Origin of the sequence: Clostridium cellulovorans 743B (genome assembly GCF_000145275.1) — a bacterium.
GTDB classification, from domain to species: Bacteria; Bacillota; Clostridia; order Clostridiales; family Clostridiaceae; genus Clostridium_K; species Clostridium_K cellulovorans.
Window position 1 is genome coordinate 2,857,273 of the sequence record NC_014393.1, and the last position, 17,229, is coordinate 2,874,501.

Here is a 17,229-nt window from a genome sequence, read left to right on the forward strand (position 1 = left end):
TAACTTATTTGAGTCTATGTAGCAGTAATCTATGTGCCGTATTCTTTCTATATAAGTTTCAATAATAAAAATACATTTAAAATTTTGAGCTATAGCGGCAAATCTTGATAAGTTGTGAATGAACTTTATTGCAACATATATATATCAAAATTACGAAATAAATCTAAAATCTCCTCACGATTAGCATAAAAGTATGGTACATCTTTATCTGGTCCATCTAATGTATATTTAAATACCCGCTCTCAATCCATTTTCTCTTATTTCATTTAATTCTTCAGCAGCAAATATCCCTGCATTATAAAGGTTAAAAAACTCTTCTGAAACACTTGCATCAAATATTATCATATCATCTGTATTTACCGTTACTTTTACACCATTGTCATACAATATTTTAATAGGGTGTACATTATAATCCTCAACCCTGCTAAGATAAACATTACTTGTTGGACATACATTAAGTATAATTTTATTGTCTGAAAGCCATCTCATAATACTTTTAGAATTTGCTGCAGCTATGCCATGTTGAACTTGATTAAGCTCCAACTCTTCTACAGCACGTTGAACCAATTCAGCACTTCCAAATTCCCCAACATGCGCTTTCAATATTAATCCTTTGTCTTTAGCCTTTCTAAATAAACTTTTAAATTTAAGTGCATCCTCTTCTTCACCATAAATATCAAGTGATTTAAAATAATCTTGTGCCAAAAATTCTTCCAATCCCCTACTCATCTCATCCATAGGATAATAGGAACCCAGCGCAATTCCTGGTATAAAAGTTACATTAGGGGCAAATGTATTATGAAGGCTCTTTAACGCTTGTACCATTCTTTCAACTGAACCTCCAAATTCAGAAACTTCGCCAATTTCAAAACACATATCTAACACTTTAACGCCATCATTCTTAGCTTGAACAAAAGCTGCTTCTATTCTTTTTTTATAGCCTGCTCTTCCTTTGATAAATGGCTTTATATTTTGTGAATTCCATTGATTCATTTCATGAAGATTATTAAACTTGGGATGTTTTGGTATGGTAATCCCATAATATTTTCCAATATATCTTTTATTTCCACCTCTTGTTGCATGATTATGTAAATCACTTTTTGGTATCTTTTTCATTTCGGGCAAATCATTATTTTCTAATGCTTTTATAAATTCGTGCTTCACATTATCGCTCCTTTTTACTGCACCTAACTTAATAATAACCAATCCAACAAATCGTTATTTTTCTACTGATTATATAAATAATCTTTTTCCACAATTAATTACAATCAATAATTAATCTTACATGTAAATTATACAATTACTTTACTTAAAATTACATATACTTATCAAAAATATTCCATTATTATCTCTGACGTAACATAATAATTCAACTCATCACTACTGTGAATACTAATGTAAATCTAATATGTTCATATATCTTTTTAGATAATATAAAAGCAGGGATTTAACCCTGCCTAATAACATTTTTATTAACCCCCTACAAACCCCAATATTAAACTTAATAAGATCCATTATTTAGATATGAACATTTGTGTCCAATAGTTACCATTAGGAGAATATCCAACTCCAATATGCGTAAAACCAGGATTTAGTATATTGGCTCTGTGTCCGCTTGAATTCATCCATGAATTAACAACTTGTTGTGCTGACCTTTGACCTTTAGCAATGTTTTCGCCTGCACTACGATAATTAATACCGAATGACTTTATCATCTTAAATGGAGATCCATAGGTTGGTGAAGTATGACTGAAATAATTTTTCTGAGACATATCCTGTGACTTAAGTCTTGCTATCCTTGATAACTTTAAATCCTCACTTAATGGCTTTAAACCACGCTTTGAACGTTCCAAATTACTTAATCTGATAACTTCCTTTTCAATACTTTTAGTAGCGCTAATATTAGTTATGTTTGACTTCTGCATTAGGTACATTTTATTAGAATCGAGTACTTGTTCATTGATAGTCTTAGATAAGTAAGTTTGATCTTTCACTTCACTATTGCACATTATATCTTCAGATTTTTCAGCATAGGTTTCTGCTGAAGCCATTGACGGAACGAACATCAATAATAGTAATAACATCTTAGCTATACGTTTCATAGTATCACCTCCTATATATAGGATTACCTCAACAGCTTTTTAAATTCGATAAAATAGTTGGAATTAGTTATCATCTTGCCCTATGAAGGTTATCTTTGTAATTTAACACATTTTACTTACTACAATGTATATTGGCGTAAAAATTCTATTTACTCAGTATATAATATACATTTATTATTTCTATAAATGAAAAGCTTCTTTGTTATCACTAAGAAGCTTCTATTATTTTATTGTTTCCTGTACAAATTGTTTTATTTCTAAAATGAAAATTCGAAGGTCCTCAAAACCAATTTTATTCATTTTAAATTTTAACTTTCCATGACAAACATCTTTATGGTTATCCCTTAATTTATACTTTGTTCTTGCCAAACAGTTTTTATAGCACCCCACACAATCATCTAAATTCGAAAACATACGTTCCGCAAAATTCGGTGATTTAAGGAATAGCCTATCAAGTATTTCTTCCATTACATCTGCTTTTCTATGCCACGTCTCTGGCTTCCCATTAGTTATAATATACCATTGAAGAGAATGATCAAAAACATCATTACTTAAATATATAGCATAAGAAAATCCATACTGAGACTCAATATAAGTTATTTTATTTCCGTTTTTTTCTATAGTCCTTTTAAATTTCAATGGTTTTAAAGTTTTAAAATATTCATCAATATCAGTAATTTCACTTTGCATATCCAAAGGAAGAAGAGAGATACATTTCTCAAAGGTTGGCTTTTCACCCTGTGCAATAGCTTCATTTTTTGTAATTGCAACAGGTAGTTCTATCTTTGAATGATAAATCCCACATGTATCCTTATATTCAGTTATAGAAACCGACTTTACACATAAATTTACAAGTTTATCGCAGGCTATTTTTACTTCAAACCCCTTTGTATTAATTTCTGTGAATCCTTTGAATTTCATGTATTTTTCTTTTTTTGAATAATACCGTTCCTCTCCATTAATCATAATTTGCATTTCCTTAAAATCATATATTAAAGAAATATTCGTAAACTCGTTAAGATTAATATGATTATGATAATGAAATGTCTTTCTCACTGGAGATACAATGTCATCTATTCGTCTATTGTCTGACCATAAAGTACCAAAATTCACGTGTCCTTTTCCTAAAAGTATATATAACCCAGGAGCATCAATTTTTGCTACTATATCAATTCGTAAAGGCAATTTATATTTGATAGGTAGACTAATATAGGAATTTATTGATAAATGCTCCTTATCAAAACGTTGAGTCGGTATTGATCTATTAGTGGTCATATAAAGTAAATTCTCCTTATACTCATATGTAACTTGTCCTTTTGGTATGAATTTCTTTAAATCTATATTATGCTTTATCACTTAAATTCCTCCTATTAGACATAAGAGAACTAGAATATAGTTGTTCTCCCACATGTAAATTATATCATTAACTTGCTATGGTCTGGCATATCCGCAAATAAAGATATCCCGTTTATAGCTAACTTTCTATGATTATTAGCTGTTAGTATTAAATAATTAAGCATTATAAATATTAAAAAACTCCTTGAGAACATTTTGACCAAACACAAGTATATCATCAAATCTAACTGATTGTGCTACTGAATATACAAAAAGCATTTAAATGATTAATTTTTTTATTTGATTCGTCAGAATATGAGACATAAAAAAAGCCCTCAAACCGTTCACAACAACAGTTTGAAGACAATTTTTTGACCCCTAGGAGAATCAAACTCCTGAGTCAAAAAAATTGTTTTTACACTTGTCCATCATCAGCTAAAAGTGAGACTTTTCAAGGCTTTAGATTTATATAAATTTCTAGTCTATTTTAAACTTGTGTGGATTAATGTTTATAAAGCTACATACACACATTAGTATCACTAATGTGTGTATGAGTATCTTAAAGCATAACTATCTTTATAGAATTTTACTTATCTATGAAAAGCCTCATTATAGACTTAGTCTTAATTGATGGGAAAAGAAAACAATTTGAAAAAGGTGGCTTTACTTTAAAAAAGGAAGCTGAAAAAAGCACCAAATTAAGTGCTTCATATGTTAAAAGCTTATACAATCTTTTAGTAGTTGTTTTTAATTATGCAAAAAGAATGGAATATCTAAAAGTCTCACCCTTAGATAAGGTTATTCCACCGAAATTGAACTCAGATGGTCAAATAAAAATATACACTGAAGAAGAATTAGTGAAATTAAGTACTCGACTTAAAAGTACAAGCTTACATCTAGCATTTCAATTAGGAATAAATTTAGGTCTTAGAACTGGTGAATGTTATACATTAAGATGGTCAGACTTTGACTTTAATAACAATACTGTTAATATTGATAAAAAATTGCAATATTATCCTCAACTTTATAATTTTTGAGTTTGTTTATTAATAGCTCATAGAAAGCATAACACTTAATAAAAGAATGGGAAATTGGTTATATCCGGATATTATTAATAATATCATTTAGTGCTTTAAAACCATAACTGCAAAAGACACCCGAATTTTACATGTGGAAGTATATAGAAACAATAGGGATATGGTTCATTGTTGCATGTAAAATACCTTGCTATTTTATTAATAAATCCTATTTGTATTTTTGTAAATAAAATGATAAAATTCAAATATACTTGAAAGGTAGCGATATTGCAGTAAAAAGTAGTCTATAGTATTATATTCTCTATAGTAATCCTAAAGGAGTGGACAAAAACTCCTCTTTTTTATCCTATGAATAGCACACCTCCCAAAAAGGTAATATACCGTTGAGTTATTTCACAGTTTTCATTTATAATGTACTAAAGACAACCCATCAGGGTTGCTTTTTAATTTCAACGTTATTCTTAAACATAGCTTAAATTAAGTATAAAACCACGGACTTACTTCAATAGGAATTGTTCAGCTTCGTTGGATACACAGAACTAAAATACTATCCGTTAAAACCTTCTTCTGGTCTTGATTTTAACCTATAAATAAGCAAATAAAAATGACTGTAACCCATTGATACACAATACTTTGAGAAGATATACTGTGTATAGTATGCTGTGTATGACGGCTTAAGCCACAAATAACATTCTGTGTTCAATACATTACAATACCCCTTGTAAACACTAAGTTTTCAGGGGGTTCTGACTGTCATTTATATTTAGTTAAAATATCTATTTAATAATCCTTTAAAGGCACTTCCATGTCTTGCTTCATCTTTACACTTATGCTTTCACACCTCTCTATTACTGGATTTAACCGATGTTTTTAATGGCTTTTCAACAATTTGCCCACAACGGTTTGTAGTTGTGGGCAAACTCATTTTTATACTCTATTTCACAAATTTTAGTATTTTCTTATATGTTATAAAGAAGGTTGCAAAGTTACTATTGCTCCATCCGTTGATGCATGACCTTTAAAATCCACCCATAAAATATACAATAATACATCTAGACTTATTATCAATCTCTAATAACTTCTTTTAATACAGCAAATCCTCAATAAATATACACAACAATGACTATATTCATACATAATAGATAAAATACCATATTTAAAACTAATATTTCTTAAAAGAAAATGCCTTTATCATTTTATAATACGTACTTATTATTTATGGCATCATAACTGTATCTATTACATGTATTACTCCATTTTTAGCCATAATATCAGTAATTACAACCTTAGCTCCATCAATATATACTTCATTATTTTTCATTTCTATTTTAGCATTTTCCCCATTTGACATTTTTAACTCCTTACCATTTAACTTTAATATTTCTGCTGCAGTGAGCTTTTGAGGTGCAACATGATAAGTTAAAACCTTTACGAGTGCCTCCTTATTTTCTGGTTTTAAAAGATCGTTGACGGTGTTGTTTGGAAGCTTTGCAAACGCATCATCTGTAGGTGCAAACACTGTAAATGGACCTTGCCCTTTAAGTGTATCAACTAATCCTGCAGCCTTTAAAGCAGTTACTAAAGTTTTAAACCTATTGTCTCCAATAGCAATGTCAACAATATCCTTTGAATTATTTTGTTGTTCCTGAGCTAAATATGTAACTTGTGCATAAGCATGACAATTTCCCCCCATAATATTAAATAATAATAACATTATTGGTAAAGCTATAAGTTTAGTAATTTTCTTTTTCATAATATATCTCCTTTCTTAATTTATATTTACTAACTTAGTATGCACAATTACTATTATATTTATTAAATAATTTAAATTTTTTATTTGATATACAGCCAAAATGACCACTGCCAAACAACACTTTCACCTCCGCATAAATACCTTTCTTCATCTCTATCCTAAAATTATGCTCTTGATTTTTAAAAGAAATATCTCCATATCTAGTTAGATGTTCAAAAATGAGAAGAACTGAGTTTATATTAAGTAAATATAAATCCTTAGATCCTAGAAAGAAAGATATTCAGCTAAACTTTTAAAGCTAATCTTGATTTTTATAATGAATTTATTTCTATAAAATAAAAGACCCACGAAAATCCAAATTTTAGATTTTCGTGGGTTTCATGGTGGTGGTGGAGGTGAAGTTCACAACGAATATATCTAGGTATAGACATATATTAACCTCCACTAATTAGTATTTATTATCTATATCCACATATTAAATAGATTTATAATTTTAATGTTCTGTTTAATTCTTTTACTATTTCTGATATTTTATTTCTTATCATATCATTTTACTCATTTTTATTACATATTATTAAATTCTATTTATATAATCAATGCAATCATTCAAAATAGAATAAACATCCTGAATATTCCCTGTTCTCATATACACTGGATTATCCCATTGAAAGTTTCTAACAATAACTATCTTAAGCTTTCCAAGAGGGTTAAATTCAGGATACCAACCCATATCAATTATGTATATATTTCTATATTTATCAAAGTACTTTACTTGTAATAAATCTTCCTTTAGTTCCCATAACTGATTTCCTAATGGCTTTTCTATAGCTACACTAAATTCATCATAAACTACTATACCATTTTCAAAACACACATTTTTCATAACTATTCACTCTTGCAATCAATTAACTTCTATGAATTAATACTATATATTATTTTCAATTAAAAACATTCCAGCACCAAACATTACTGAGGGTCTTCTTTCAAATCCAAGCTTCTCATAAAAAACTTCTTTTCCTGAAGCACTCATAAGTTCAACACAAAACTTCCATCCCTTTGGTGTTTTCTCTTTAATAAAAGCTATCATATCATTAATAAGAAGTTTTCCAATACCTTTGCCTTGATATTCAGGAGAAACTACTACATCTTTTATAAAATAAGACATGCTATTATCTCCAAACATTCTTCCCATTGCAACGACTCTATTACAATCTACAACACAAGCAGTTATAGTGAATTTTTTAATGCTATCTCTACTTGCTCAATAGTTGGATGTCCCCATCCTACAGATTCTACTAAAACAATAAATTGTTCTGCTGTCAAAATACCTCTTTTTATTTCAAACAAATATATCACCTACTTATTCATAATAAGTTTCTATTGTAAATTAAATTTATTAGCTAATTATATCATAAGTATCCTACTCTCATAATGCCCTTAATGCTTATGTCTATATATATCGTTTTGTTTCCTCAATGTATATATGCTCTAAAAGCTCTTTAATAGCAACTATCTCTATATAACTACGTCCTCAAAGTATCTCATTTTAGTCCATATAAAAAGAACCCATTTCTGAGTTTTTCTTTAATCAACTTAATTCTTAAAATTTTTCATAAACATCAGTGATTTATATTTTCACTTCTCTCAAATCTAAGACAATTCAATACTTCCATGAATATAACTTACTTCTCTATGATTATAATAAAATTGAATAATTAATTTTTTCTTTTACTACATCATTTTAGAAGAAACTATATCTCTCACTAAAAATTTCACACCTACCCTATCTTAAAGTTTCTATTTAGCATTTCCTAACTTTCATCGAAAACTTGTGTGGGAAAAGTGTGGGAAAATCTCATTTTTAGCCCTTCAAAATGGCATAAAAAAAGCCCGCAAACCGTTGCTATCAGCAGTTTGCAGACAATTTGGTGACCCCTAGGAGAATCGAACTCCTGAGTCAAAAAAATTGTTTTTATACTTGTCCATTATTAGCTAAAAGTGAGGTTTTTCAAGGCTTTAGAGGACTTTATATTTATATAAATTTCTAGTCTATTTTAAACTTGTGTGGGAAAAGTGTGGGAAAATAAATCTCTTATTGTACGGACATCAAATTTATTTTGATGTTCGTGCAGTATCTCTTAAATATCAACATTTGCTTATGTATTATTGTGCAATTAACTTTAAGTCTGCTTGCTTTATCAACAAAGACTGCCTATATTCTTTTGCCTCAAAGCCATACGTATATTTTACATCAGTGATACCTAATTCTTCAATTATTTCTTTAATTTCCTCAAGCTCAACTTCAAAAAATTCTTTTCTTAAATTTACCCTATTAACTCTTCTTTGAGATAGCATTTTATGAATTGTCAATTCAAGCTCTGGTGCATTTTCTGTAAAAATCATGGCATGTACATCAAATGGAAATGGCATTGATGAACTGCTTAACTCCCGTATTCGCTCATTAGGATCAATTCTCCTTGTCATTCCAATTTTATAAATATTTTCACCCAAAGAACCAATGTTACTTATTATATATACGTGTCCAGACTTGGTTATTTGAGCTTGTGATATTGCTCTCTTATTTTCTTCAGCTTCTTGTAATTTATTTTCCAATTCTATAATTATATTTTCAAGTTTATATACTTTTTCCCCAGTCGTTCTTTCGAGTTCTTGTCTTACTTGAACTAAAGCTTTATTATATCGTTCTGCTTCTTTTTCAGCTTCAATAAGTGCTTTTTGGAATTCCTTTTGAGCTTTTTCTTCTTCAGCAATTTGCTCTTTGATAATTCTTTGTTTTTCTCTTTCTTGATATACTTTTTCTTGATACTCAAATACAAGGTATAATTCTTGCCTCTTCAAATTAAAATATTGATAGGTAATCTCACAATTTAATTTTTTACCTATATCGTTTATATACTCAAAAACAATTTCAAGTTTTTTCTCAACTAATTCAATATTTTTATAGTTTACATTTTCTATAGCATTACTACACTCTAGATTAAATGCTTTTAGCATGAGCTCAGAATAACTATATATAACACTTCTCCCTATTCCTATGCTATGAATTACTGATATTGGATCATTACAGATACATGCTTTCTTTAGTAAAAATAATTCTTTCTCTTTTACTCTTATTTCTTCAAGTTTTTCTTCATATAAGTTTAAATTTTCAAAATTATATTTCAACTCATAAATTCCAATTTCATGTAAACTTATTTCATTTTCTAATTGTTTATATTTAGTTTCTAACTTTTTGACATGCTCATCAATATTCAATAATTTTTCTTCCCTAAATCTAAGCATGTTATCATAAGCCCTTAAATCTTCTTCTTTTTCTAATAATCGTTGTTTTCTAAGCTCTAAACTATTTGACTCTTGTATAAGTTCATTATACAACTTATAATACCTAGCTTTTTTTATTTTAGCATCTTCAAACTCAGACTTGAATTTATTTATGATTTCAGTAGCAGCACTTTCTAAATCTTTATTTTTATCTCTAAGCTTAATGTCATAAGATTTTAAAGTTTCTTCCATATCTAACAATTCACGTTCTTTATCTAACAATTCTTGTTCTTTAAGCTTTAATATCTCATGCTTTTCAACAAATTCATTATATAAAATTTTATATTTAGTGTTCTGTTTTTCTGTATCTTCAAGTTCAGATTTTAGTTTACCTATAATTTCAGTATCACTTTTTAAATCCTTATCTTTATCGCTAAGCTTAATGTCATAAAATTTTAGTTTTTCCTCCATATCTAATAATTCTCGTTCCTTAAGTTTCAATATATCAGGCATTTCAGCGAGTTCATTATATAAAATTTTATATTCAGTTTTTTGTTTTTCTGCATCTTCAAGTTCAGATTTTAGTTTATTTATAATTTCAGTATCACTTTTTAAATCTTTATTTTTATCGCTAAGCTTAATGTCATAACATTTTAGATTTTCCTCCATATCTAACAATTCTCGTTCTTTAAGTTTCAATATCTCATACTGTTCAACAAACTTATTATATAAAGTTTGATATTTAGTTTTCTGTTTTTCTGTATTTTTAAGTTTAAATTGTAACTCATTTAGGAGGTCGTCTTTATCCAATAACTCTTTTTCTCTAAGTTCTAATATATTATTTTTTTTATTAATTTCAGCATTTAATTCGTTATACATTCGTTTACTTTCTTCAATATCAGAATAATTTTTTTTATATTTATTTCTATAATTTAATGTAAGCAAACATAAGATACCACAAATAAATAGCCACATAATCCTACCTCCTCTTTCTATGCAAGTAATTAATGGCTAATTACCTTACGATGACCATTCTGATATAAATATTGTTTAATCCCACATACTGAACTGTCCTCTAATATGTTCATAGTTGTTTTTTATTTTTTCCATAGACTATTTCTAAAAATGTTTCTTTATCCTTCAATGTTGCTTCTAAAAGTCTATCTTTTCTTAAAGAAACATAAACAGTTGCCGCTCTTGCCTAGCAATTCATCGACTTATCTCGATTAAAAACAATATCAGTAAATATATTGTTTTTATCGTTGTTAAATAAAGGTTTTGCAGTTCTAGCAAGTATATAATTTATACTAATTTGGAACTTCTAATATCCTAAAAACCTTGTTGTATTTAAGCCATTTTTAAATTTTTCTGTAATCATGTTTTAACGTAAAATAACCGTAAAAAATTCTATTTGGACGGTTGAAGGACGGTTTTAATTATTGGTTTTGGGTTTATTTAATTCATATTAGTAAGCATTCTAGGAAACGAATTCCTGAGTTAAAATAATTGTTTTTGTACTTGTCCATAATCAGCTAAAAGTGAGACTTTTCAAGACTTTAGCGGATTTTATATTTATACAATTTTCTAGCCTATTTTAAACTTGTGTTGGAAAATAAATTTAAAATCATCTATTATTCTATGCTTACTGATAGAGTTAAAAACAGAACGAATATACTTAAATAACTACTTCAAAGAAGAGTTTCATTTTTATATCTTAGTAACTTCATAATTTCTGTTTCTAACTAAAATCTTTTATAAACTCCATTTGCCGATAAATTGGCATCTTAACTCTGTTAAAATCAGAACTCTAGAAAGTTCACTTCAACCTAGGAATACTAGTGAAGAGTTCATAAGATAATAAACCATCTAATTGAAATAATTTTCATATTTTACTTACAGTATATAAATATTTCTTAACAAACTATATGAATAGCAATTCTTCAATATTAATATAAATAAATTCATATTAATATTGAAGAATTTAAGATTTAAAAGATAAGTTTAACTAAGCAAGTATAAACATATAATTTATTAAAACGAAAATATCAGAATAACTCATTTTTATTATATAGTCTTAATAAAATCTGATAATTTTTTCCTTAAATAATTGTTTTTTATACGTTGTAAATCTATTCTCTTTAAGTCTTTAATAATGCTATTTTCTCTAACCTTGTATTTATCAGTAATTTCTACTGCAAACTCTCTATTCATCCCAATTGATATCAATTCTATCGTTGGTTTCCTACAAGCTCCTATTTCCAAATACATAGGTATATTTATTATATTCTCTAATAGCTCGTCTTTTCCAACTTGCTTTAGGTACGATTTTAATATTTCTCCATATGCGTAAAATCCCTTTACTAGTTTAAATCTAATATTATTATTTAGATACTTTACTTCCCTTTCGATGATTTTAGAAATATCTTTATCAGGTAATGAATTTTGCAAACCATTTTTACTTATTTTATGCATTAATATATTTCTCAGTTTATCTTCCATAATCCATGAATATGACATTAAGGGTAGTTTAATAGCATCATATTCATTGAATAACTTTTCATCCATTAAAAATTCATTAATATTTCTAATAGCTTTCATATATATACTCATAAAAGTATCTTTATCCACACTAAATGGATGTGGTATCAACAATTCATTTATTATATTATCATTTTCTTTAAAATAATTCCACAGCAGTTCTATATTGGAATACTTTATACCAACAAGACGAGTTAAAAGTTCCTTAGGCGGACTAAAATTTTTAATAATTTGATCCACCATAAGTTCTAAATTTTCATATAACAATGAATCTTTACACTCTATATTGCTCACTAAATCTTGCCCATTAATTCTATCTATAATAGTTGAACTAATTATATAATCATCAATTTCATCACTATACCCTATATTATTTATATCTTCACTACTTTCAATCATCTGTGTTAAATTTTCAATACTTTTATATGTGTCTGATAAAAACTCTACTGTAGTACATTTGTTATCATATTTATCTATATCAGTCCAGTAATCATTCTGAATTAATATGATATTACCACAAAAATCATATCCCATCCTACCAGCTCTGCCTACTAAATTCCAAAACTCCAAATTAGTTAATTCTATATCATCTTTACATGGATTGTAGATATATATATTTTGAGCAGGAAGATTTACTCCTTGAAGCAAAGTTGATGTGCAAGCTATAACTTTAAAACATCCTGATGCCGCCAATTCTTCTATACCACCTCTTATAAAAGGGGGTAAATTTCCGTAATGATATACTATTCCTTTTCTTATATATTTACTCAATAAATATTTCTTGCTGATAGAATATTCAATAAAATCTGCAAAGTCTTCCAAATCTTCATTATCCAAATCTTCGTATAAGCCAGAATCATATAATTTTTCACAAACTTCAACAGCTAAGCTTGTCTTATTGCAATATATAATTGAGTTTTCTCCATTGTTAAAATTCAACACCACATTTGCTATATTACTTGGTATGGAACCTGACCTATTTATCTTAACTTTCTCTTTAATTACTTTTTTATTAGCTACAACTTTGTATCCTCTCGTGTCTTTATACAATTTAATGATATTTTGTCTTACTGTTGGTTGTTTTATATTCAGAAATCCATTTGTATTATCTTTAGAAAATCTTTCATTAAACTTTTCTGGGTTGTCGATTAATGGACTTAAGAAAACAATTTTTAAATTATCCCATAATCTTTTAGCATACTTAATACTATATTCTAATAAAATTCCTCTAGTGCCATTTATAACATTTTGTGCTTCATCTACAATAAGTATGTCTACTATTAATTCATTATTATTGCACAACTGATAGAACCTCTCTTGAGTTAATATTAGTATAGTCTTTTTTTCTTTATCAAGATTGCTTATATCTGATGATGATGATAAATTAAATTGTATATCAAGTTTCATTCTACTTATTTCTTTTCTTAAATCATTTATTACCTCTGTTATCAAAGCTCGAGATGGTACAATATATACACATGTATTTGCACCTTTTAAAAGTAAATCTATTAATGTTCTCTTAACTATGAAAGACTTTCCAATAGATGTTGGAGCTGAGACACTAACTATATTTTTATGCATTACAAGATCATAAAAGTCTAACTGGAAATCATTCAATAAAAATTTATTATTAGCTATTTTAACTGTATTATTATTTTTATATATGATTTCTTTTAACATATCAAATGGGGATATTTTATTAGACAAACTATTCTCTAGTTTTTTATCTAAAAGTTCTTGGCTCTTAAAATTTTTTATTCTTCCTAATATAATACTTGAAATTAAGTTTAATTGACTGTTATAAACTGTTTGTTTTGCTATAAGTGTAGCTATTTTAAGTGCCCTCTCTTTATTTGCTAAACTCCTAGAATCTGCTAAAATAAGAGCTTTTTCTGCCAAAAAAGCTAGTTCCTTTATATTTACTTTATTTTTATCATATTCTTCTAAAAAATCTTTTTTTATCTCAATTTCGATATATTTAATTATTAATTCATCTATGAGCTTAAGATACTCTCTATTTATAATCATATTAGTCCTCCGCTCCATGCTGAATTATATTATGAAATAACTCTAAAGACTCACATGGTAAAGATATCCACATGATTTGTTTGGATTTTATCCATTTGAATTTTGAGCATATTTCTACAATTTTTTTATTATACTGATCAAGTTCTGCTTTACAAAAATTTTCCGCTATTTTATTAGTATTGTTACTTTTCTTATAAATATTTTTCTTATAAATATTACTATCATATGAATGTAGTATAACTATTTCTAAATTAACCTTTTCACCACTCTGCTCTTTTTTTTGCAGTTCTTCTACATGCAATCTATTATAAATATCTAAATAGTTAATAGCTAATTCATCCCAAATAAAGATTTTCTGTTCATTAGTTCCTATTTCTTTATCAATTTCAATAAGAACTTTTAATATTGATTGCATTAGGTCTTTTTTCATCTCTGTATAACCAATTGATACTTTAATGCTATCTGCACTCCTAGAAATATAAATATCTTGTTTTATTTCATTTTCCATAGAATAAGCTGTAGCCACCCGAGGGGCTTGAAATACACCCTCCAATATAATCCAAAGAAGAGCAAACCCAAGCTTATTGCTCTTTATCAATATCCTTTTTAATTCTTCTGCAGCATATTCATTTCTCTTTTCTTGTTTACGTCTATTTATCATATTATTGTTTTGCTCATTAATTATTTCTTGCATACTATTTGCATAATCTTTTAGAAATAAATCTATTATATATACAAGGTCATTAATTTCGCTCTCAGGTTTTAATATTAAACAATTTGAAATGAAATCTTCTCCGACATATTTGTAAGAAAAAAATATATCATTACATTCTTTATTAAATGTTTCTATTCGCTCACTGAGTAAATTTTTTCTCCTATAAGATAATATTTTTAATACTTCAGTTTCATTACATAAAAATCCAATAATTTTTTCCATACTTATAGCTTTTAATTTTGTTTTAAGGCTAGAAGTTCTTTCTTTTAAAACAATTCCACATATTTGATCGTTTACTATCAATGGAGAACCTGATATTCCCTGCCATTCACTTACTTCCTTCTGATCATTAATAGATAACTCCAAGTCTGGTAATTGATCTTCTATGTATCTATTTATAGTTCCATTTACATATAAACGTTCATCATTTTCATATTCATCTGGATATCCACTTGTTTCCCAAAAATCACCTTGTTCAACAGCTATAATAGTATCTATATCACAATACTCAATAGCCTTTTTAATATCCTTATTCAATTTTATAATCGCCAGATCTATATCTTTCTCATTATAAAAAAAAATACTTTCAACTTTTCTTGTCTCACCAATGACTTGAAATTCAATTTTTACATTGTTTTTATTTTTAATTACATGGTATGCCGTTAATACATAAGATGGAGTAACTAAAAAACATGTTCCTAATAAGTCCTCATTACATGTAACCCTTCCTATAATTTTTTCATTCATTTCTTTCACCCTTTGATTCTATAACTTCATCTGTAATATCTATTTCCATAATTTTTTTACCTTTCAAACTTTCATTTTCATATTCAATTTTAAAGTTATTTGTTTCATCCAATTTATTTTTTTCTACAAAATTCATCAATCTCTTCTGTTTATAATTAAATTTTATTAGTTTATTTTCTTTTTGCATGCATATTATTTTATATATAGATTCAAAATCTGGATGATGATGTCCATAACCGTTGGTAGATATAATATATCTATCACTTGTTACTATATCAAAAAACTTTTTTGATATATTGTATTTACTTCCATGATGTGATACTTTAACTAAATCAAATTTTAATTTTTCATCTTTCATATCTTGTCCTATTTTTTCTAATACTTCATCATAATCAATTGGACTACTATCCCCTAAAAACAGCATGGATTTATCATAAAATTTTAAAATAAATGAAATAGAGCTTCTATTTTCTAAACCTGTATCGCACTCATTAAATTCTAGTAACTCTTCAAGCTTTGTAGCTACTGAACACTGTTTTTCCTTAACTGTTTGTATATTCATCTTTTCAACCTTATTTACATAAAAAAGTTCAAAAGCTTTAGCAATTTCTTTTGATTTAACTATTTCTTTATTAAATCCCTTTTTCTTTAGATAACTTCTCCATTCATATACTAATTGTTGCAGAATCTCTTTTTTAGGACCTAATATTATTAGTTCCACTTCATCATTTATTCTCTTGCTTTTTATCTCATGCTTATTTTCTATAAACACTCCATTTGTAAATGATTTATTAAGTTTTTTATATATCTTTTCATTTTGCAGGTAATCTACTAAAATATTTGCTGTTTTATATCCTACAAAGTTTTCTTCATTTTGATTTGGATCATTAGGATATTTTTGTTTTATAATTGTTTGTAAAATTTTAAATTCCTCTTCACATTCCTCTATACTATTATTATTATTTTCAATATCGTAAATACTAAAATAATCATTGTACCAAACTTCAGAAATTTCACATATCCTATCATTTATATAGTCTGCAAATATACATCTAGCTCCATTAATATGATCATTATCTATGTGTGTTAAAACCACTAAATCTAACTTCTCATTATTTTCTTTTAATTTATGTAATTCTTCCTTTATAATTTTATATGTTGATACATAACCACAATCTATTAATATATTAGTAACTCTCTTTCCTATAAATTTTATTAAAATGCATTCTCCATTTGATGCAGGAAAAACCTTAACTTGTATAAATATTTTCATTTTTTTACACGTCTTTCTAATATAAAATTTTCTTATATTTTTCTTCACAAAGCAGAGTTTTCATAACCTATAACATACCTTACGATCGGAAACCAGATTATTAACCATCTATCCAACTTCAGCATTAATGTTGTTTTTCACTCCACTTTCTTCCAGGTATCGCATAATCGTTTAATAAAATTTTATTTTCTAACCTATTTGTTTTCATTGTTTCAATTTTATTAGAAAGTATATCAACCTTATAGTTTTTAATATCCTTAACTCATATCATTCATCAAGGAATTAACTTTAATATTTTTTACAATTAAATCTTCTTAAAAACTTCATACCTCTTTTATTAGTCTAGATATTTTAATTTAGACACAATATTTTTGAGATTATACACTTATTATGCTTATATATCTATAATATCATTATAT

General features: G+C 27.2%; 11 protein-coding genes. 1 reads left to right on the forward strand and 10 read right to left on the reverse strand.

The genetic code is table 11. The features are described from left to right. Positions 1-228 precede the first annotated feature (228 nt). From CLOCEL_RS12060 to CLOCEL_RS12070, 3 genes are all read right to left on the reverse strand, one after another. On the reverse strand, positions 229-1,164 hold the full coding sequence (locus CLOCEL_RS12060; RefSeq protein ID WP_010074421.1) for an adenosine deaminase: 936 nt from the start codon (positions 1,162-1,164) through the stop codon (positions 229-231). Between the two features lie 350 nt (positions 1,165-1,514). After that, positions 1,515-2,102, reverse strand: a complete 588-nt coding sequence (locus CLOCEL_RS12065; protein WP_010074420.1) for a CAP domain-containing protein — start codon at positions 2,100-2,102, stop codon at positions 1,515-1,517. Positions 2,103-2,324: 222 nt separating this feature from the next. After that, on the reverse strand, positions 2,325-3,458 hold the full coding sequence (locus tag CLOCEL_RS12070; protein WP_010074419.1) for a hypothetical protein: 1,134 nt from the start codon (positions 3,456-3,458) through the stop codon (positions 2,325-2,327). A 575-nt stretch (positions 3,459-4,033) separates the two neighbouring features. Between CLOCEL_RS12070 and CLOCEL_RS12075 the strand changes: the two genes are divergently transcribed. Continuing rightward, positions 4,034-4,474 (forward strand): Arm DNA-binding domain-containing protein, encoded by a 441-nt coding sequence (locus CLOCEL_RS12075; protein ID WP_010074417.1) that lies wholly within the window; start codon positions 4,034-4,036, stop codon positions 4,472-4,474. A 1,216-nt stretch (positions 4,475-5,690) separates the two neighbouring features. Here the strand turns inward: CLOCEL_RS12075 and CLOCEL_RS12080 are convergent. The 7 genes from CLOCEL_RS12080 to CLOCEL_RS12110 all read right to left on the reverse strand — a co-directional run bounded on the left by CLOCEL_RS12080 (position 5,691) and on the right by CLOCEL_RS12110 (position 16,810). Further along, positions 5,691-6,227 carry a fasciclin domain-containing protein gene (locus CLOCEL_RS12080; protein WP_010074416.1) on the reverse strand — a complete coding sequence of 179 codons (537 nt, stop codon included), beginning with the start codon at positions 6,225-6,227 and terminating at the stop codon, positions 5,691-5,693. Positions 6,228-6,801: 574 nt separating this feature from the next. Continuing rightward, positions 6,802-7,110 (reverse strand): hypothetical protein, encoded by a 309-nt coding sequence (locus CLOCEL_RS22005; protein ID WP_013291754.1) that lies wholly within the window; start codon positions 7,108-7,110, stop codon positions 6,802-6,804. Positions 7,111-7,152: 42 nt separating this feature from the next. Then, positions 7,153-7,419 (reverse strand): GNAT family N-acetyltransferase, encoded by a 267-nt coding sequence (locus CLOCEL_RS23530; protein WP_087943105.1) that lies wholly within the window; start codon positions 7,417-7,419, stop codon positions 7,153-7,155. Positions 7,420-8,390: 971 nt separating this feature from the next. Continuing rightward, positions 8,391-10,484: an SNIPE associated domain-containing protein gene (locus tag CLOCEL_RS22010; protein WP_013291755.1), complete on the reverse strand. Its 2,094-nt coding sequence runs from the start codon at positions 10,482-10,484 to the stop codon at positions 8,391-8,393. Positions 10,485-11,573: 1,089 nt separating this feature from the next. Then, positions 11,574-14,075, reverse strand: a complete 2,502-nt coding sequence (locus CLOCEL_RS12100; protein WP_013291756.1) for a DEAD/DEAH box helicase — start codon at positions 14,073-14,075, stop codon at positions 11,574-11,576. 1 nt (position 14,076) lies between these two features. Then, positions 14,077-15,537, reverse strand: coding sequence for a trypsin-like peptidase domain-containing protein (locus CLOCEL_RS12105; protein ID WP_013291757.1), 1,461 nt, complete (start codon positions 15,535-15,537; stop codon positions 14,077-14,079). Further along, a complete protein-coding gene (locus tag CLOCEL_RS12110; RefSeq protein ID WP_013291758.1) occupies positions 15,530-16,810 on the reverse strand; it encodes an MBL fold metallo-hydrolase in 1,281 nt (426 codons plus the stop codon). The genes CLOCEL_RS12105 and CLOCEL_RS12110 overlap by 8 nt, the downstream gene beginning before the upstream one ends. Positions 16,811-17,229 lie beyond the last annotated feature (419 nt).